At 32.4% G+C, this 19007-nt stretch carries 18 protein-coding genes; 13 read left to right on the top strand and 5 right to left on the bottom strand.

Annotated features, from left to right (window positions below; genetic code table 11):
• Positions 1–70: 70 nt before the first annotated feature.
• From PMI10_RS04235 to PMI10_RS04225, 3 genes are all read right to left on the bottom strand, one after another.
• Complete coding sequence (locus tag PMI10_RS04235; RefSeq protein ID WP_007804870.1) at positions 71–670, bottom strand: DNA-3-methyladenine glycosylase family protein; 600 nt, start codon at positions 668–670, stop codon at positions 71–73.
• A 282-nt stretch (positions 671–952) separates the two neighbouring features.
• A complete protein-coding gene (locus PMI10_RS04230; RefSeq protein ID WP_007804869.1) occupies positions 953–3454 on the bottom strand; it encodes a DUF5686 family protein in 2502 nt (833 codons plus the stop codon).
• A gap of 66 nt (positions 3455–3520) precedes the next feature.
• Positions 3521–4498, bottom strand: a complete 978-nt coding sequence (locus tag PMI10_RS04225) for a pyruvate dehydrogenase complex E1 component subunit beta (protein ID WP_007804867.1) — start codon at positions 4496–4498, stop codon at positions 3521–3523.
• 259 nt (positions 4499–4757) lie between these two features.
• On the opposite strand from PMI10_RS04225, the gene PMI10_RS04220 reads away from it, so the two are divergent.
• The 5 genes from PMI10_RS04220 to PMI10_RS04200 all read left to right on the top strand — a co-directional run bounded on the left by PMI10_RS04220 (position 4758) and on the right by PMI10_RS04200 (position 9474).
• Entirely contained in the window at positions 4758–5516 is a 759-nt protein-coding gene (locus PMI10_RS04220; protein WP_007804865.1) for a hypothetical protein, read from the top strand.
• Between the two features lie 467 nt (positions 5517–5983).
• Positions 5984–6730: an electron transfer flavoprotein subunit beta/FixA family protein gene (locus PMI10_RS04215; RefSeq protein ID WP_007804859.1), complete on the top strand. Its 747-nt coding sequence runs from the start codon at positions 5984–5986 to the stop codon at positions 6728–6730.
• Between the two features lie 71 nt (positions 6731–6801).
• The gene (locus tag PMI10_RS04210; RefSeq protein ID WP_007804857.1) at positions 6802–7770 is read left to right on the top strand and encodes an electron transfer flavoprotein subunit alpha/FixB family protein; all 969 of its coding nucleotides are present in this window, start codon (positions 6802–6804) and stop codon (positions 7768–7770) included.
• Between the two features lie 163 nt (positions 7771–7933).
• A complete protein-coding gene (locus PMI10_RS04205; RefSeq protein ID WP_007804855.1) occupies positions 7934–8557 on the top strand; it encodes a bifunctional nuclease domain-containing protein in 624 nt (207 codons plus the stop codon).
• Between the two features lie 65 nt (positions 8558–8622).
• Positions 8623–9474, top strand: a complete 852-nt coding sequence (locus tag PMI10_RS04200; protein ID WP_007804853.1) for a thymidylate synthase — start codon at positions 8623–8625, stop codon at positions 9472–9474.
• Between the two features lie 29 nt (positions 9475–9503).
• Here the strand turns inward: PMI10_RS04200 and PMI10_RS04195 are convergent, their stop codons facing one another.
• On the bottom strand, positions 9504–9800 hold the full coding sequence (locus tag PMI10_RS04195; RefSeq protein ID WP_007804851.1) for an isoamylase early set domain-containing protein: 297 nt from the start codon (positions 9798–9800) through the stop codon (positions 9504–9506).
• 237 nt (positions 9801–10037) lie between these two features.
• Between PMI10_RS04195 and PMI10_RS04190 the strand changes: the two genes are divergently transcribed.
• From PMI10_RS04190 to PMI10_RS04170, 4 genes are all read left to right on the top strand, one after another.
• Positions 10038–10382, top strand: a complete 345-nt coding sequence (locus tag PMI10_RS04190) for a 2TM domain-containing protein (protein WP_007804848.1) — start codon at positions 10038–10040, stop codon at positions 10380–10382.
• Positions 10383–10394: 12 nt separating this feature from the next.
• Positions 10395–10877 carry a dihydrofolate reductase gene (locus PMI10_RS04185; RefSeq protein WP_007804845.1) on the top strand — a complete coding sequence of 161 codons (483 nt, stop codon included), beginning with the start codon at positions 10395–10397 and terminating at the stop codon, positions 10875–10877.
• Between the two features lie 555 nt (positions 10878–11432).
• Positions 11433–12164 carry a bifunctional demethylmenaquinone methyltransferase/2-methoxy-6-polyprenyl-1,4-benzoquinol methylase UbiE gene (ubiE, locus tag PMI10_RS04175; RefSeq protein ID WP_007804841.1) on the top strand — a complete coding sequence of 244 codons (732 nt, stop codon included), beginning with the start codon at positions 11433–11435 and terminating at the stop codon, positions 12162–12164.
• Between the two features lies 1 nt (position 12165).
• Complete coding sequence (locus tag PMI10_RS04170; protein ID WP_007804838.1) at positions 12166–12885, top strand: type IX secretion/gliding motility protein PorT/SprT; 720 nt, start codon at positions 12166–12168, stop codon at positions 12883–12885.
• A 9-nt stretch (positions 12886–12894) separates the two neighbouring features.
• Here PMI10_RS04170 and PMI10_RS04165 read toward each other — a convergent pair whose 3' ends face one another.
• Positions 12895–13623 (bottom strand): TrmH family RNA methyltransferase, encoded by a 729-nt coding sequence (locus PMI10_RS04165; RefSeq protein ID WP_007804836.1) that lies wholly within the window; start codon positions 13621–13623, stop codon positions 12895–12897.
• A 39-nt stretch (positions 13624–13662) separates the two neighbouring features.
• Here PMI10_RS04165 and PMI10_RS04160 point away from each other — a divergent pair, with 39 nt between their 5' ends.
• From PMI10_RS04160 to PMI10_RS04145, 4 genes are all read left to right on the top strand, one after another.
• Positions 13663–16218, top strand: coding sequence for a translocation and assembly module lipoprotein TamL (locus tag PMI10_RS04160; RefSeq protein ID WP_007804834.1), 2556 nt, complete (start codon positions 13663–13665; stop codon positions 16216–16218).
• Between the two features lie 59 nt (positions 16219–16277).
• A complete protein-coding gene (gene fbaA / locus PMI10_RS04155; protein ID WP_007804832.1) occupies positions 16278–17345 on the top strand; it encodes a class II fructose-bisphosphate aldolase in 1068 nt (355 codons plus the stop codon).
• Between the two features lie 112 nt (positions 17346–17457).
• Positions 17458–18312, top strand: a complete 855-nt coding sequence (gene accD, locus PMI10_RS04150; protein ID WP_007804830.1) for an acetyl-CoA carboxylase, carboxyltransferase subunit beta — start codon at positions 17458–17460, stop codon at positions 18310–18312.
• 122 nt (positions 18313–18434) lie between these two features.
• Entirely contained in the window at positions 18435–18995 is a 561-nt protein-coding gene (locus PMI10_RS04145) for a hypothetical protein (RefSeq protein WP_157489705.1), read from the top strand.
• The last annotated feature ends 12 nt before the right edge of the window (positions 18996–19007 follow it).

Below are 19007 nucleotides of genomic sequence, written 5' to 3'. Positions count from 1 at the left end.
ATGAAAAATACACATTAATCTATGCCTTTTATTCATTAATTAATATAGTTTCCTTTTACATAACAGATAGTTAATACGTAATTTTTCGATTTCGTTTGTTTAAGTAATAATGCCAAAGCAAATATGTGGCATAAGATCGATATGGGCTCCATTGTTCGGCATGAATTTCCATCTCCTGTTTGTCGTGGATATTAAGCAATTCTTTGATTGTATTGACTACTGCAATATCGCCAAGCGGAATTAAATCCGGTTCCTGCAAACAGAACATGAGATAAATATCGATAGTCCAATTTCCGATACCTTTTAATTTTATGAGCTCTTCCCTAACTTGTTTTGCCGATTTCATTGCCAAGCTTTCAATGTCCAGTTCCTTGTTTAAAACGGCTTCTGCCAAGATTTTGATGTATTTTGTTTTTTGACGGCTAACTCCGAGCATTCTAAATTCTTCGTCCGGTAAAACAATCATTGTTTCAGGATTACAAGTTGTATGTGCTTTGATTTTTAAAAATGTGGCTTTCGCCGAATCTATTGAAACTTGTTGTTCAAGAATTAGCAATACCAAAGTTTCAAAACCCTGAGGACGTTTTGGAATTGGAGGTAATCCGTATTTCTCAATGATTTCCTGAAATATTGGATTTTTGGTTAATAAAAAATCGATGGCTTCCCGCATTACTTATCTTTTGCTGTTGATTCAAAAATAAGAAAAATGAAACAAATTCTCGCAAAGACACAAAAACACAAAATTTTTTGCACACAGATTTTGCAGATAGGGCTGATTTATATTTTTTAAATCTAAAATTTATCAGCTTAAATCTGCAAAATCTGCGTGAAATACTTTGAGCTTGCTTAAAAACTCAAAAACGCCAAATCTCTAAGAATAAAACTTAGCGACTTGGCGTCTTTGCGAGATTATTAAAAGGTTTCGACTTCGCTCAACCTGACAATATAGTTTTTAGAAATAGAATCCGAAAGATCCTTTTACTGCAAATTTACTAGCATCCGGAGTATTTAAATAATTACCTCTCCACGAAAAATCGATTCGGAATACTTTGAAGATATTTCCGATTCCGGCATTGTATTCCCAATATACTTTTTCTGGCGCATTATATGGCAATCCTGAAGCATTAATCTCTCTATTGGCACCAGAAATCGTTCCATAAACGCTTTTTACACCAACAAATTCACGCCAGTTTAATTTTCTCATAAATGGAATTCTCGCAAATAACCTTCCTCCAAAATCATGGTTCCATTGCAAAGTTACGTACTCATCTGATATAAACTCATAGAAATTTAAATTACTAAAAGTGTTATCTATCGTAAAATAGGTCTGGTTTCCGGGAATTACACTCATTAATCCTAACGGGATTGTACCAAATGTTTTTCCGGTTTCAAGAATAATATTTGATCTTCCTAGCGGACCAATAACAATAGGCTGTTTATAGTATAACTGCACTTTTTCATAAGCAAAGTCGCTTTTTAAAACTCCTTTAAGACCATAGCTGAAATTAATAAAGAAATGACTAAACGGACTATCAACCAGATCTCGCTCTACCCCAAAACCAATAGTTTTACGGTTTGGCATAAATTCAAATTGAATATTAGCTTCTGATTGAATTACTTTACTTTCCACAATTCCCGCAGGATTTGCTATTGTAGGTAAAGTGGTGTAATAATCTAAACTAAAAGTCTTTGAAGCCGATTCTAATGTTCGATAAGAAAATCCTGCCTGTACAACAAAATTCTTCAATGGCTCAATTTCAAAGGAAACACTACTCAAATTAATATTCGTTAATTTTCCGTTACTGCCTGATGTAAATAAAGCTGATGAAGCAAAACTTCGTCCTAAAATATCATTTGTAGTGGTTAAACTGGCTCCAATCTGCTCTATATCACGCCTGTTCCCTCCCGAAATAATGATGCGTTTTTTCTTGTCAACCATCCATTTCCCGGAAACTCCATATTTAAATTTATTATCATCAAAACCATAAGCTGTATAGGCTTGCACACGCCATGGGTCATTTGGTCCAAAATAAGTTCGCCCTCCTACACGCACTCGGAAACCTTCTACCTCATTATAACCAAATGTGGAAAAAATAGGCCCATAATCAAAGTTTTTAAACTCGACATAACCGCTTCCTAAAATGGAGACGAGACTATAAAGCTGCTTAAACCTTTTGACAGTTTGCAAAGTATCAAGCATTTTATAAATACCTGCTTCATCTTTATTCAATTTTTCAAAACGATTTTCCTTCCAAAATTCAGGCGGTCGGTCATAAACAGCGTTGTCTATAAAATTGACTTCTTCTTTATAAAATTTCTCAGGCTTTTGAACATTGAATTTATGATTTCGGAATAACGTTGTTCGTTTACCGTAAACTCCTTTTGACTTTTCTTTTTTATTTAAAGCAAAATCAGACATCATATAATCTCTTGTCAATAAAAAAATCGAATCATTTTCTACATCAAATTCCTGCTCGATATAAATATCTTTTACCCAGTTAATATTAGCGCTTTTAGTAACACCCATATTAATTTTTTTGATAGCAAAAGTGGTATCATTTACCCAAAAATCCCCTTTAAAGGTTAATTCGTTTTTCCGCCTAGGGTAAAAAACAATATTATAACACCATTTTTTATCAATAAATGCACTGTCTTTCAAGACATAATTGTAAACGTCGATTCCTGTTTTTGAAAGAGGACTTGTAAAACTCTTATCAAAAAACTTAAGGTGATTATCGTAAATATTATAATCTGAATAAAGATCTTTTACGAAAGATAAAATCTGTTGATTTCCGTTAAAACCGGACATTTTATTTCCGGTCATATTTTCTTTTACCTTCTTTAATTTGTTATCTCCGTAAACATCATAAACAGATTCATTAATAAAAATTGGCAGATATGTTTTTCCTGTAACATCAGAAGTATCAACATGATTGAAAACAAACTCCATTCCTTTAAAGAGTTTATTTTTCATGAAAGCACTGTCGATCGTATTCATATCAAATTCGACTTTCTCATACTTCTGCATTTGATATTGATTAAACTGGTACAAACCGTTTTTACGCTTTCTCTCCCAGATTTTTCTCAATATATCTAACGCCGGATTATTTTTCTTGGATGTTTTTCCGGTAAAAATTACGACTTCATTAAGTGCTTCAGGTTCATTTAAAACAATTTTAAAATCATAATTTACTGCTTTTTCCAAAGGAACTTCTTTATCTGAAAATCCTGCCGAAGTAACTAGTAAAGCGGTATAATCATTAGGTGATTCTAAATAAAATCGTCCGTCTTCATTAGAAACTATTCCAGTATTTGAACCTTTGAAAACAATATTTGCAAACGGGATTGGCTGATTAGATTTATCTAAAACAATTCCGCTCACTTTTGTCTGTGCAAAGGCAATATTTGCAAAAGCAAATACAAAAAATAGACCTAGTAAAATTACTTTTTTCATAACGTGCAAAAAAAAACTTCATCAATTAATCTGACTGATGAAGTTTTATAAGTATTGTTTATTTGACTATTTGTACATTACTTTCTTTACTGCTTTTACTACATCAGCTGCATTTGGCAACCAATCTTTCAGTAAAACAGGAGAGTAAGGAGCCGGAGTATCTGCTGTCGTGATACGCTGAATTGGCGCATCAAGAAAATCGAAAGCCTGCTCTTGTACAATATATGTTATTTCAGAAGAAATACTTGCGAATGGCCATGCTTCTTCTAAAATTACCAAACGGTTTGTTTTTTTAACTGATTTTAAGATCGCTTCGTTATCCATTGGACGAACAGTTCTTAAATCGATAATTTCACATGAAATTCCTTCTTTAGCCAATTCATCAGCAGCGATAAAAGCTTCTTTGATGATTTTCCCAAAAGAAACGATAGTTACATCTGTACCTTCACGTTTAATATCTGCAACTCCAAGTGGAATTGTATATTCTCCGTCCGGCACTTCACCTTTATCACCATACATTTGCTCAGATTCCATAAAAATTACAGGATCATTATCACGAATTGCAGATTTTAAAAGTCCTTTCGCATCATAAGGCGTTGAAGGCACAATAACTTTAAGACCCGGAGTGTTGGCAAACCAGTTTTCTAAAGCTTGTGAGTGAGTTGCTCCTAATTGACCTGCAGAAGCAGTTGGTCCGCGAAAAACGATAGGCACATTAAATTGCCCTCCTGTCATCTGACGCATTTTGGCAGCGTTATTTATAATTTGATCAATACCAACTAAACAGAAGTTGAAAGTCATATATTCTACAATAGGACGACAACCATTCATAGCTGATCCTACTGCAATTCCTGTAAAACCAAGTTCAGCAATTGGAGTATCAATCACTCTTTTTTCACCAAACTCAGCAAGCATTCCTTTTGAAGCCTTGTAAGCTCCGTTATATTCTGCAACTTCTTCGCCCATTAAATATATGGATTCATCGTGACGCATTTCTTCACTCATCGCTTCGCAAATGGCCTCTCTAAATTGTATTGTTCTCATAGTTGTATTTTATGTTCTTTTTTCTGATGAGCAAAAATAAATATTTTAAATAACTTAAAAGCATAAATTGAATTTAAAATGACACTAACTTCTCACTATCTTTAGGTTTTAACTTTTTAAAATTTATTGTGATATTTACGAAAACGATATAAACCATCTTTTTTATAAAAATAAATTCAGAAAAATCAGCGTTACATTTATTTTTTATAAAACTTCTATTACATTTGCTACAGTTGAATTTAACCAAAAGCACAACTTTATGAAAAAAAAATATTTATTATTATTTTTACAAGTTTTAATTTGTTTCAGCTGCAGTGACAATGAATCTCTTAAACAAGAAACAAATGCAGAAGAAGTACAACATATCGCAAAAGAACACCATTTTAAATTTTCTAATTCAGACTCAGAAACCCCAATTTTTAAAGTCTCTACAACAATAGAGCTTAAAAAGATTCTAACTCAATATGAAAAAACTCTTAAGACAGTAAAAATCAAAAACATCAATAGCTCACTAATTAGTAAAGATAATAATGCAATAAGTGAACTTATAACCAATACCTACAATTCTTACAAAAACCAACAAAAAACAAATAAAACTTCCGGTTCCAATGAGGAAGATCCACCATATAAATACTCTACGACAGTATATTTTGACAATACATTTCCTGCCTCAAATGTTTATATTAGAATAGATTACAACACAAATTCAGCAGGTCAGATAACTGAAGTATCCGTTTCGTCTGGATCATATGGATATGCATTAGGTAATACTTATACACAAACAGGAGTCAATACATATACTCAGAATGGAGTTCTCGCTTTTCAAGTTAGTGGTCAATTTTCTAGCTCTATAGGTATTGGATCATTTTCAATGACAAATTCTAACAATATAACTTACACAGGCTTTATAAGTATTCCTAGTGGAAATGGTGGAAGCAACCCAACTGGCTGGATTAGACAAGTCCCAGAGCAACTCCCTCCTGGAGAAAGTGAAGAACCAGGCAAAGAAAACGATTAATGAATATTTCAGAACAAAATATGGAAAAGAGTTTAAAAAAAATTATATTATATCTAAGAATAGCTGGAACAGCTTCGCTAATTGTATTCTTTATTATGCAATTGTTAAACAACAATAACAACATTAAAAACTACGTATTGTATTTCAGCGCAGCTTGCTTTGGACTAATTTTAATTTCTGGCTTAATACGTTATTTAAAGAATAATTATTTTAAAGAGTAATTATATTAAAAATATCTTTCAAAATGTCTTCTTCGAAAAATCCTTTGAAGAAGACATTTTTTTTATATCTAAATTCCTCAATAATTACATCTCTAAAAAATCAAAATATAACCTCACATTACATTAATAAACCAACAATTTCCGAAAACGTAATAGTTTTACAAAATATTATGCATGCATAGTATAATTATTCCAAATTAAATTCTAAATTTGTAAAAGAATATTATAAATATAAAATATATACTTATGAAAATATTAGTTTGCATCAGTCATGTACCTGATACTACTTCAAAAATTAACTTCTCCAATGGTGATTCAGAATTCGATACCAACGGTGTACAATATGTAATCAATCCTAATGATGAGTTTGGTCTGACACGTGCAATCTGGTTTCAGGAACAACAAGGTGCCACTGTAACTGTTGTAAACGTTGGAGGCCCTGATACTGAGCCAACTTTACGTAAAGCCCTTGCTATTGGTGCCAACGAAGCAATTCGTGTAAATGCAAACCCAACTGATGGTTTTTTTGTTGCAAAACAACTTGCTGAAGTAATTAAAAACGGAGGTTATGATTTGGTAATTGCCGGTAAAGAATCTTTAGATTATAACGGAGGAATGGTTCCTGGAATGATTTCGGGAATTTTAGGCTCTAACTTTTTAAACTCCTGCACAGGCATAACTGTTGATGGTAACAACGTAAAAGCAATTCGTGAAATTGATGGTGGAAAAGAAACTGTAAGCACTACTTTACCTTTAATTATTGGAGGCCAAAAAGGACTTGTTGAAGAAAAAGATTTGCGTATTCCGAACATGAGAGGAATTATGACTGCAAGAACAAAAGCACTTACTATTCTTGAACCGGTTGATGCTCCTGTAAATACAAAAGCGGTAAAATTTGAAAAACCAGCTCCAAAATCAGCAGTAAAATTAGTTTCAGCTGACAATTTGGATGAATTAATCAATTTATTACACAACGAGGCGAAAGTAATCTAGTAATCAGTATTCAGTCGCAGTTTTCAGGAACAACCTGAAAACTGAAACTTTAAACTTCTAAACAAAAAATTATGTCAATATTAATATATGCAGAATCTGCAGAAGGAAAATTTAAAAAAGTAGCTTTTGAATTAGCTTCATACGCTAAAAAAGTAGCAGAAACTTTAGGAACGACCGTTACCGCTTTAACAGTTAATACTGGCGACGTAAGCGAATTATCAAAATACGGCGTTGACAAAGTATTAAAAGTTACTAACGATAAATTAACAGGTTTTACAGCAAAGGCTTATGCCGATGTTATCAAACAAGCTGCTGAAAAAGAAGGAACAAAAGTAGTTTTACTCTCTTCTACAACAGACAGTATTTATCTTTCATCATTAGTTGCAGTAGCTCTAAATGCCGGATTTGCTTCAAATGTTGTTGGATTACCGGTAAGCACTTCTCCTTTTCAGGTAAAAAGAAACGCTTTCTCAAACAAAGCATTCAATATCACCGAAATCAATACAGATGTAAAAGTTCTTGGTTTAGCTAAAAACTCATACGGAATTTTCGAAAATGCAGGATCAGCAACCGAAGAAGATTTTAATCCAACCATAGGAGACAATGACTTTGGTGTAAAAGTAGAATCTGTAGAAAAAGGATCAGGAAAAGTATCTATCGCTGATGCTGATATCGTAGTTTCTGGTGGACGCGGATTAAAAGGTCCTGAAAACTGGGGATTAATCGAAGATTTAGCTGCTGTTTTAGGTGCAGCAACTGCATGTTCTAAACCCGTTTCTGATCTAGGATGGAGACCTCATAGTGAACACGTTGGACAAACTGGAAAACCAGTTGCAACTAATTTATATATTGCAGTAGGAATTTCCGGAGCAATTCAGCATATTGCAGGTATCAACTCATCAAAAGTAAAAGTAGTAATCAATAATGACCCTGAAGCACCATTCTTTAAAGTAGCTGATTACGGTATAGTTGGAGATGCTTTTGAAATTGTACCAAAATTAACTGAGAAATTAAAAGCTTTTAAAGCACAGCATTCATAATTTAGAAATTCTCTGCAAATATAGCTACCTAAAAATAAGATAATCGTATCTTTGCTTTAGGTAGCTTTTTTGTTCCATATTTTTTGATTAAAATTGCAACTTTATTTTCCAATCAAAAAAAGTATTAAATTGAGGCAGTAAATTGCCCTTTTTACCCATACATATGAGTCTAGTAAAATTATCTATAAAAGGAATATCATACAGTCAAACTCAAAATGGCGCTTATGCCCTAATTTTGAATGAAGTTGATGGCGAGAGAAAATTACCAATTGTAATTGGTGCTTTTGAAGCCCAGTCGATTGCTATTGCCTTAGAAAAAGAAATTAAACCTCCTCGCCCATTAACACACGATTTATTCAAAAACTTCGCCGAAAGATTTGATATTGTAGTAAAACAGGTTATCATTCATAAATTGGTCGATGGCGTTTTTTATTCCAGCCTAATCTGCGAAAGAGATAAAATCGAAGAAATTATTGATGCCAGAACATCTGATGCTATTGCATTGGCATTACGATTTAGTGCTCCGATTTTTACTTATAAAAATATTTTGGATAAAGCCGGAATTTATTTAAAATCAAATACAGCAGAGACAGACCCGGGTTCACAGGAAATTGATGATGTACTTTCGAATCCAGAAACTTTCGGACACGAAGAAGAAACTAATCAATCAGGTGATGTTTATGCAACGCACACTTTACAAGAATTAAATGAACTTTTAGATCAGGCAGTTTCTCAGGAAGATTACGAAAAAGCTGCTAAAATTAGAGACGAAATTTCAAAAAGATAAATTTTATATACAGCTTTAGGCAATAAGCTTAAAGCCTGTAGCGTAAGTCACAAAGCCAAAACAAAATGAAGCAATACTTAGATTTAGTACAGCATGTTTTAGAAAACGGCTGTCAAAAAGGGGATCGAACGGGTACAGGAACAAAGAGTGTTTTTGGATACCAGATGCGTTTTGATTTAAGTGAAGGTTTCCCAATGGTTACAACCAAAAAATTACACTTAAAATCCATTATTTACGAATTACTTTGGTTTTTAAAGGGTGACACCAATATTGCTTATCTTCAGGAAAACGGAGTAAAAATTTGGGATGCCTGGGCAGATTCCAAAGGAAATTTAGGACCTGTTTACGGACACCAATGGCGTAATTGGAATAGTGAGGAAATTGATCAGATTTCTGAGTTAATTACTGAACTAAAAACAAATCCGAATAGCCGAAGAATGTTAGTTTCCGCATGGAATCCATCAGTTCTTCCGGATACAAAAAAATCATTTGAAGAAAATGTAGCCAATAACAAAGCTGCATTACCTCCCTGCCATGCCTTTTTTCAGTTTTACGTGAGCAGTCCTGATCCTGAAAAAGGAGAAACAAAAGGAAAATTATCCTGTCAATTATACCAAAGAAGTGCTGATATTTTTTTAGGAGTTCCTTTTAACATTGCTTCTTACGCACTTTTAACAATGATGATTGCACAGGTTTGTGATTTAGAACCATGTGAATTTATCCACACTTTTGGAGATGCACATATTTACAATAATCATTTTGAACAATTAGAATTGCAATTAACAAGAGAACCAAAGCCATTGCCAAAAATGATTTTAAATCCTGAAATCAAAAATATTTTTGATTTTGATTATAATGATTTTACACTTTTAGATTACGAGCCGCATGCCGGGATAAAAGGAAATGTTGCTGTATAAATATAAAATCCGCTAAAAAGCGGATTTTTTTATACTACTAAAACACTATTTTCACTTCCGGCAAAATCATTCCATTTATATGAATCTGCTTCAGGATCATTCACATAAATCCCGTCAATTACATATTTAAACTCATATATAGCATCTTTAACTAAATCATAAGTTGCCTTAAAAGTTCCATTTTTCAACTTACTTAAAGTTCCTTCTTCAATATTCCAGTTGTTAAAATCTCCAACTACAGCGGCTGAACCAGCGTCTTTCGCTTCAATTGCAAATGTTACTTTACAAACTGGTTTTGTTTTTACAAATTGCTTTTTTAAAGACATAACTATTTCATTTTTAGATTTATACTCAAAGTTCGCAAATTCATTTGAGTAAACAATGTCCTTTAATACGATTTATGATTATAGCAATTAGAAGCGTTTTTTTTACAATATCACCAATTTAGACCTTTCCAAATTTATTAATTCGGATTTAAGGGCTGTTTTGATGTAATAATATTTATTCTAAGATAGCATGTTTTCAAAATAAATTATAACTTTATAATCTATTAGAATTAAATTATGGAAAAAGAAGTGCATGAACAATACGAGTATGCCCGTAAAAGAATCAGGCAAAAAAAAGGATTATATTTTCATTTTGTCCTTTTCCTGTTAGGAAGCCTGTTTTTATTTGTTGCTGATCATTTTTTTGGTTTTAGAATAGGAACTGAACAAAATTGGTGCATTTGGATTATTACTTTGTGGTGTTTTATTTTTATTTTGCACTTTATAAAAGTTTACATAACGGATAGATTCATGAACAAAAAATGGGAAAGAGAACAGATTGACCGCTTGGTTGCCCTTCAACAAAAAAGAATCAATCAATTGGAATCTTCAATCAATGATAATCCCGAAAATAAAATTTAGTTTTAGCATACTATGATTATAATAATAGCGGCTGTTGCCGAAAACAATGCTCTGGGGAAAAAAAACAAATTAGTTTGGCATCTTCCCAATGATTTTAAAAGATTTAAATCGCTTACCACAAATCACCATATTATCATGGGAAGAAAAACTTTTGAAAGTTTCCCAAAACCATTACCCAACAGAACACATATTGTAATCTCCCGTCAGGAAAATTATAACCCAGCGGGTTGTATAGTTGTAGATAGTATTGAAAAAGCTATTGCACTTTGTCCTGAAAATGAAGATTCGTACATCATTGGCGGAGGGGAAATTTATACTTTAGGATTACAATATGCTGATATAATTGAAATAACACGTGTTCATCATACTTTTGACGCTGACGCTTTTTTTCCTAAAATTAATGAGAGGGAATGGCAATTGGTAGAATCCGAACCCAATTTTAAAGATGATACCCATCTTTATGATTATACGTATGAAACTTACATCAAAAAATAAAAAAACATCCTCAATTTCTTGAGGATGTTTTTATTTAAATCCAATGATTAGAGCAATGACCTACTCCAGAAACAGTATTTGATAACATAAAATAAAAATTACAAATATTAAAAACACTCCTGAAAGAAATATTATAACATTTGATATTTTTTGAGAGTACATCTCAAAAAAACCCTTAATACCAAATACCACGAAGGTACTAAAGGCAAAGAAAATTAAAATTTCCAAAAACAAATTTAATCCTAAGAACGTATTTTGCGCTTTAAATATAATACTGCTCTCAAAAACAGTACTTTCAAAACAGCTTACAAGAACAAATGAGATGCTAAGCGCAAGGAGCACCCATTTGATTTGGGTCATTGTATCTCTATTTATCATTGAAAAAATATTAACATTTTTACAATGCTAAATTGACCATTAAATAGTTTACGCGCAATACCCACTTTTAGTGATTTTACAAAATAATTCCAGATGCCTGAAAAAAACATTTCTAACCTAATTAAGAAACACAATTGCAGTTAAATACTTTATGTTATATTTGCGTAAATAAAAAAAATGTCTGAAAAAATAACTCCATACAAAAACTCAACATTAGGCAAAAAAGAGCAGGTTGCACAAATGTTCGATACTATATCAGGAAATTATGATAGTTTAAATCGTGTAATTTCGTTTGGTATAGATGTAAAATGGCGTAAAAAAGTTTTGAAAATAGTTTCTGATTCAAAACCAAAGATAATACTTGATATTGCCACCGGAACTGGAGATCTTGCTATTTTAATGGCACAAAGCAATGCCGAAAAAATTATTGGTTTAGATATTTCTGCCGGAATGCTGGAAGTTGGCAGAAAAAAAATCGAAGATAAAAAACTATCAAATATTATTGAATTAGTTTTGGCTGATTCTGAAAACATGCCTTTTGAAGATAATTATTTTGATGCCATAACAGTTGGTTTTGGTGTTCGGAATTTTGAAAATTTAGAAAAAGGTTTTGCGGAGATTTTAAGAGTTTTAAAACCTAATGGTGTGTTTGTAATTCTGGAAACTTCGGTTCCTGTTAAAACACCTTATAAACAAGGATATCGTTTTTACTCCAAGTACATACTTCCAATTATAGGAAAATTATTCTCTAAAGATAATTCAGCTTATGGATATTTATCAGAATCTGCAGCTGTTTTTCCTTTTGGGGAAGCACTGAACAATATTTTGAGAAAAATTGGGTTTATAAATGTTGTGGCGATGCCTCAAACTTTTGGAGTTGCAACCATATATTCTGCTTCTAAAAAATAGTATGAAAAAAACAGTAGTCTTAATTTTATTAGTATTATCTACACAAGGATATTCTCAATTTGCTAAAGGTATATTTAGCAAAGATCCTATTATTAATCTGGAAAACTGGCAAAAACAGCGCCTATACTTCGGATATTATTTAGGTTTTAATAGCTTTGACTTTAAGATTGACTATAAAGAAGTTGTGCCACAAGATATTCAGGTCAAGAAAACGACAGGTTTTAATGTCGGGATTGTAGCAGATTTAAGACTTCAGGAATATGTTAATTTGCGTTTTGAGCCTGGTTTATATTACACAAAACGTGATCTGTACTTCCCTAATTTTACTTCAGAAAATGATTATTTAAGAGAAGTTAGCAGTACATATATTCATTTTCCCTTATTATTAAAATTTTCAGCTTTACGTACTGGAAACATCCGTCCTTTTTTGACAGGAGGACTTTCTACAACTTTAAATTTATCCAGCAACTCAAAATCTAAAGATGATAATTTCGAAGGAAAGTTCAGAGTAAAACCCTGGACCTCTGCTTATGAAATTGGTTTTGGTATAGATATTTTCTCTGAATACTTTATTTTCTCCCCTTCCATAAGAGGTATGTTTGGTATAAGTGATGAATTAATACGTGACAATAAAACTGCTCAAAATCCAAATAGTCCATGGACTGATAATATTGATTCTATGAAATCGAGAGCGATTTTAATAAATTTTACTTTTCATTAAAACAAAAGCCTAACTATTTCGTTTAAACTCACTAAGAACAATAGCGGTGGCAGTAGCTACATTTAAACTTTCCGTTTTTTGTAGTTCACCAAATCTGGGAATTGTGAGCCGGCTTGTTACCATTTTTTCAATTTCTGCAGAAATTCCATTGGCTTCATTACCCATAATAATGATTCCGTTTTGAGGTAATGCGGATTGATAAATGTTTTCACCATTCATAAATGTTCCAAATACAGGCAATTTTGTTTTTGCGATTAAAGCTTTTAAGTCAAGATAATTTACATTAACTCTGGCAACAGAACCCATTGTAGCCTGCACTACCTTTGGATTGTAAATATCAACAGTTTCTTTTGAACAAACAATTTGTTGAATTCCGAACCAATCGCAAAGCCTTAAAATGGTTCCTAAATTTCCCGGATCCCGGATGTCATCTAACGCTAAAATTAAACCCGAGTCAATTATCGGATTTTCGTCTGGAATTTTAAATACTGCCAGACAGGAATTAGGAGTTGACAAAGCACTTATTTTTTTAAGCTCTTGTTCTGTAATAGAAGTACGTTTTGAAAATTCGACCTTCTCAAAATCATTTTGTGTGGTGTATAAATGTTCTAATTCAAAATTGGATTGCAACAATTCCTGAATTACTTTTACTCCTTCTGCAAAAAATAACTGATTAGCAAAACGTTGCTTTTTTTGATGTAAACCTGATATAAGTTTTATTTGGTTTTTACTAATCATAAAATATAATGTACTTTTGAATTAAATATTTAAAAACACTTGAAAAAGATTTTTACAAAAATAACAGCATTTATTCTAATAGCAATATTTATTTGCGCTTGTAATGCTGTAAAAAGAGTTCCGGACGGAAAAAAGCTGCTTACAAAAAATGACATTATTGTAAACGGCAAATCTACAAATGACGAGGTAGCCTTTAATCAGATGTATCAAAAACCAAATGGTACTTTGTTAGGTTATCGCCTGCGTCTGAATTTATATAATCTGGCTAATTTAAATCCCGACTCAACTTATCAGGCAAAATTTAAAAACAATCCAGGCAAATATGAACGTCAATCCAAAATACTATCTGCTAAACAGGTTGATCGTCTTGGACAGTCTTTTTGGTATAAAGGAATTCACGAGTTCTTAAAAAGAACCGGAGAAGCTCCTGTAATTATTGACACTTCGAAAACAAAAAAAACGCTGCTACGCTTAAAATCGTATTATTTCAATAATGGTTATTTTAATGTCGCAACAAATTACAATATTGACACTACAGGATATAAAAAAGCAAAAATAAATTATAATATTACAACAGGAACTGTTTACACTTTAGATTCTATCAGAAATACTATAAGCACTCCGGCTTTAGACTCTTTGTACAAAAAAAATCCTGAAGCTTCTGTTTTAAAATCAGGCAATCAATATAAAACCAGTGATTTTGAAGAAGAAAAAAACCGCATTACTACCTACTTTAGAAATCATGGTGCTTACTTTTTTCAACCAACTTATGTTACTTTTGATATTGATACTATTGGCAAAAAAAACAAAGCTGATATCAATTTAATCATCAAAAACAACAGTATTCAGGAGAAAGATTCAAGCAGGACTGAACCTTTTAAATTGTATAAAATAAGCGACGTTAACATCTATACCGATTATTCTCCTACCCGTGCGAAAAGCCAGGTTAAAGACAGTACAACTTACAACAACTTTAATCTGTACAGTTATGATAAATTAAAATACAAACCACGTGCTATTACAGATGCCATTTTTATCACAAAAGGTAATACGTATGCTGATTTCAGAACTACACTTTCATCACGTTATTTAAACAATCTGAAAATTTTCAACTATCCTTCAATACAATATGAAGTTGATAAACGTGACCCAACAGCACAATCATTAATCGCAAATGTTTATTTAACACCCAGAAAAAAATATAGTTTTGGAGCTACTTTTGATTTAACTCATTCAAATATTCAGGATTTTGGAATTGGAGCCAGTATTTCAGAAACTATCAGAAATGTATTTAACAGAGCTGAAACTTTAGAAATTTCAACCCGTTTAAATATTGGTTCTTCTAAGGACATGGCAAATCCAAACAATAATTTCTTTAATGTTTCTGAATATGGGGTCGATTTAAAACTAAACTTTCCAAGAATCTTACTGCCTTTTGGAACTGAGAAAATTATTCCAAAAAGCATGATTCCTTCTACGGGTATAACTTCAGGTTTTTCTAAACAAAGGAATATTGGTTTAGACAAAGAAAGTTTTACAGGAGGCCTGTCCTATCTTTGGTCTCCAAAAAGATATAATTCTGCAAAATTAGATTTGCTTAACGCACAATATATTCGTAACCTGAATCCTGATAATTATTTTAGGGTTTATACTTCGTCTTATGATGAATTAAATAAAATTGCTGGTATTTATAACACTAATCCTGCTTATATTGAAAATGGAAATTTAACTATAAATGGGGGAACTACAGGCTTTACGAATGATGTTTTATCGGGAGTTATTCCTGCGTTAAAACCTGGAGATGAAGACTACAAAAACGTAAAAAGTATTGAAGAAAGAAGAGTCAGACTTACCGAAAACGACTTTATTTTAGCTTCCAGCTATACCTTTACTAAAACCACTAAAAAAGATTTAGCAGATAATAATTTTTATCAGTTCAAAACAAAATTAGAAAGTGCCGGTTCATTGTTATCCTTAATTTCTTCTGCCGGAAATTTTGCGAAAAATTCTAATAATAAGTACGAAATATTTAACCTCGAATATTCAGAATATATAAAAACCGAATTCGATTATATCAAACATTGGGATTTTGGTAAAGAAAAGGTATTAGCGGTAAGGTCCTTTTTTGGCATCGCAATTCCTTTTGGAAACTCAGATTACATTCCGTTTTCACGAAGTTATTATGCAGGGGGATCTAATGACAATCGTGCCTGGCAGCCGTATGCTTTAGGCCCGGGAAGCACTGATGCAGTAAATGATTTTAATGAAGCAAACATGAAAATCGCTCTTAGTGGTGAATTTAGATTTAAAGTTTTCGGAGATGTAAAAGGTGCCATTTTTGCAGACGCCGGAAATATCTGGAATGTACTTGATAATGTAACCGATGAAAAAGCAAAATTTAACAACTTAAACGATTTAGCTGAAATTGCTTTAGGTTCAGGATTTGGTTTACGATATGATTTAAGTTTTTTTGTTGTTCGCTTAGATTTAGGCTTCAAGACTTATAATCCGGCACATGAGCCGGGTAATCGCTGGTTCAAAGAATACAATTTTGGGCACTCGGTTTTAAATTTTGGGATAAATTATCCTTTCTAATGCTAATTAATTCTTATTTTTGCAACCTAAAAACCTAAAAACAACTAAAAAAAATTACAATGGCACACAATATTAAACCAGGAGTGGCTACAGGAGATCAAGTACAGGAAATCTTTAATTATGCAAAAGAAAAAGGATTTGCGCTTCCTGCAGTAAATGTAACAGGCTCAAGTACAATCAATGGAGTTCTTGAAACTGCTGCAAAACTTAACGCACCGGTTATCATTCAATTTTCAAATGGAGGAGCACAATTTAACGCTGGAAAAGGATTATCTAATGCAGGTGAAAAAGCAGCAATCGCTGGTGGAATTGCAGGAGCAAAACATATTCATACTTTAGCAGAAGCTTACGGCGCAACAGTAATTTTACATACTGATCACTGTGCAAAAAAATTATTACCTTGGATTGATGGTTTGTTGGATGCTTCTGAAAAACATTTTGCAGAAACAGGAAAACCATTATTCAGTTCTCATATGATCGATTTGTCTGAGGAGCCAATCGAAGAAAACATTGAAATCTGTAAAGAATACCTGGCCAGAATGAGCAAAATGGGTATGACACTAGAAATCGAGCTTGGTATTACAGGTGGTGAAGAAGATGGTGTTGACAACTCTGATGTTGACAGTTCAAAATTATATACGCAGCCGGAAGAAGTAGCTTATGCTTACGAAGAATTATCTAAAGTAAGTCCAAAATTTACTATTGCTGCAGCTTTTGGAAACGTTCACGGGGTTTACAAACCAGGAAACGTTAAATTAACTCCAAAAATCTTAAAAAATTCTCAGGATTTCGTTCAAAACAAATTCAAAACTGGTCATAATCCGGTAGATTTCGTTTTCCACGGAGGTTCAGGTTCTACACTTGAAGAAATCAGAGAAGGAATCAGCTACGGAGTTATCAAAATGAACATCGATACTGATTTACAATTTGCATTTACTGAAGGTATCCGTGATTATATGGTTAAAAATATTGACTATTTAAAAACACAAATCGGTAACCCTGAAGGTGCTGATGCTCCTAACAAAAAATATTATGACCCAAGAAGATGGGTTCGTGAAAGCGAAGTGACATTCAACGCAAGACTTGAACAAGCTTTTGCAGATTTGAATAACGTAAATACATTATAAAAAGTGATCAGTATACAGTTTTCAGTTTTCAGTTCAAAAATGCTGAAAATTTAAAACTGTTTATTAAAAACTGAACACTGAAGTTGATTACTGAACACTGAATACTATAAAGATGGCTTGGTTTAAAAGACAGGAAAAAGGGATTACGACCGCTACAGAAGACAAGATGGACGTTCCGAAAGGATTGTGGTACAAATCTCCTACCGGAAAAATTATTGATGCTGACGAATTGGCCAGAAACTTATTTGTTAGTCCTGAAGATGATTTTCACGTTCGAATTGGAAGCGCTATCTATTTTGAGATTTTATTCGACAACAACGAATTTGTTGAATTAGATAAAAACATGACATCTAAAGATCCTTTGCATTTTGTGGATACGAAAAAATATGCAGAGCGATTGAAAGATGTAATGGAGAAAACTCACCTTAAAGATGCTGTTCGTACCGGAGTGGGTAAATCTAAAGGAAAAGAACTTGTAATCTGCTGTATGGATTTTGCCTTTATTGGCGGATCAATGGGAGCTGTTGTAGGTGAAAAAATTGCCCGGGGAATTAATCACGCGATTAAAAACAAACTTCCTTTTGTAATGATTTCTAAATCTGGCGGAGCCCGTATGATGGAAGCTGCTTATTCGTTAATGCAATTGGCTAAAACGTCAGTAAAATTAGCACAGCTGGCAGAAGCTGGTTTACCATACATTTCCTTATGTACAGATCCAACTACCGGAGGAACAACTGCATCATATGCCATGTTAGGAGACATTAATATCTCTGAGCCAGGTGCTTTGATTGGTTTTGCCGGACCGCGTGTGGTTCGTGACACTACAGGAAAAGATTTACCGGAAGGTTTTCAAACTGCTGAGTTTCTTTTAGAGCATGGTTTCCTTGATTTTATTACGCCAAGAAAAGATTTAAAAGACAATATCAATTTGTATATCGACTTGATTCAAAATAACGAAATTAGATAGTTTCTAACTTCTAAATACACAAAATCCCATTTGCAAAAGTAAATGGGATTTTTTTATATCTTTATTTCAAATCTTAGTTTATGAAAAGAGTTTTTATTGGTTTTGTAATTTGCCTGTTTCTTTTGAATTGTACAAAAAAAGAAAAAAAGATTATCAAAAATAAGCCTTATATAATTTCATATGAAAACCAAAAACTTCAAAAATATAAAGACTCATTAAAAGAAAGTAAAAGTAAATTAGTCCTTCCATCAACAAAAGGATTTTATGGTGAAAGTCAGCTTATAATTGATAAAAAAGGTGATTTATATTATTATCAAAAAGAATATATTCAAATCCTATGTAATTACGGCCAAGAAAATGATACACTTCCCCATTTTCTAAATTTAAAACCAAAAGATATTGTCAAAGTTCCACAAAAAAGTTTAAATGATTTTATTTCAGAAAACATTCTAACAAAAGAGAAAAACAGACAAATTCTAATAATTGCTTCCCAAAATGACACTATTAAAAATGATTACTTATTAAATTTCTTAAAAAGCAACATCATTCAAACATATCACATTAGAAAAACCACCCAAGAAGAAGATACTGTTTTTAAATACAAGAAAAATGGTGAGTATTATGATTTTGAAAATATTAAATGGGATAAAACAAAAATCAAACTACCAAAATATAAAACTTAGAGCCTTAGCAAC

The organism is Flavobacterium sp. CF136 (assembly GCF_000282055.1).
In the GTDB taxonomy this organism is placed as follows: Bacteria; Bacteroidota; Bacteroidia; order Flavobacteriales; family Flavobacteriaceae; genus Flavobacterium.
This window is presented reverse-complemented; position numbering and strand designations above follow the sequence as displayed.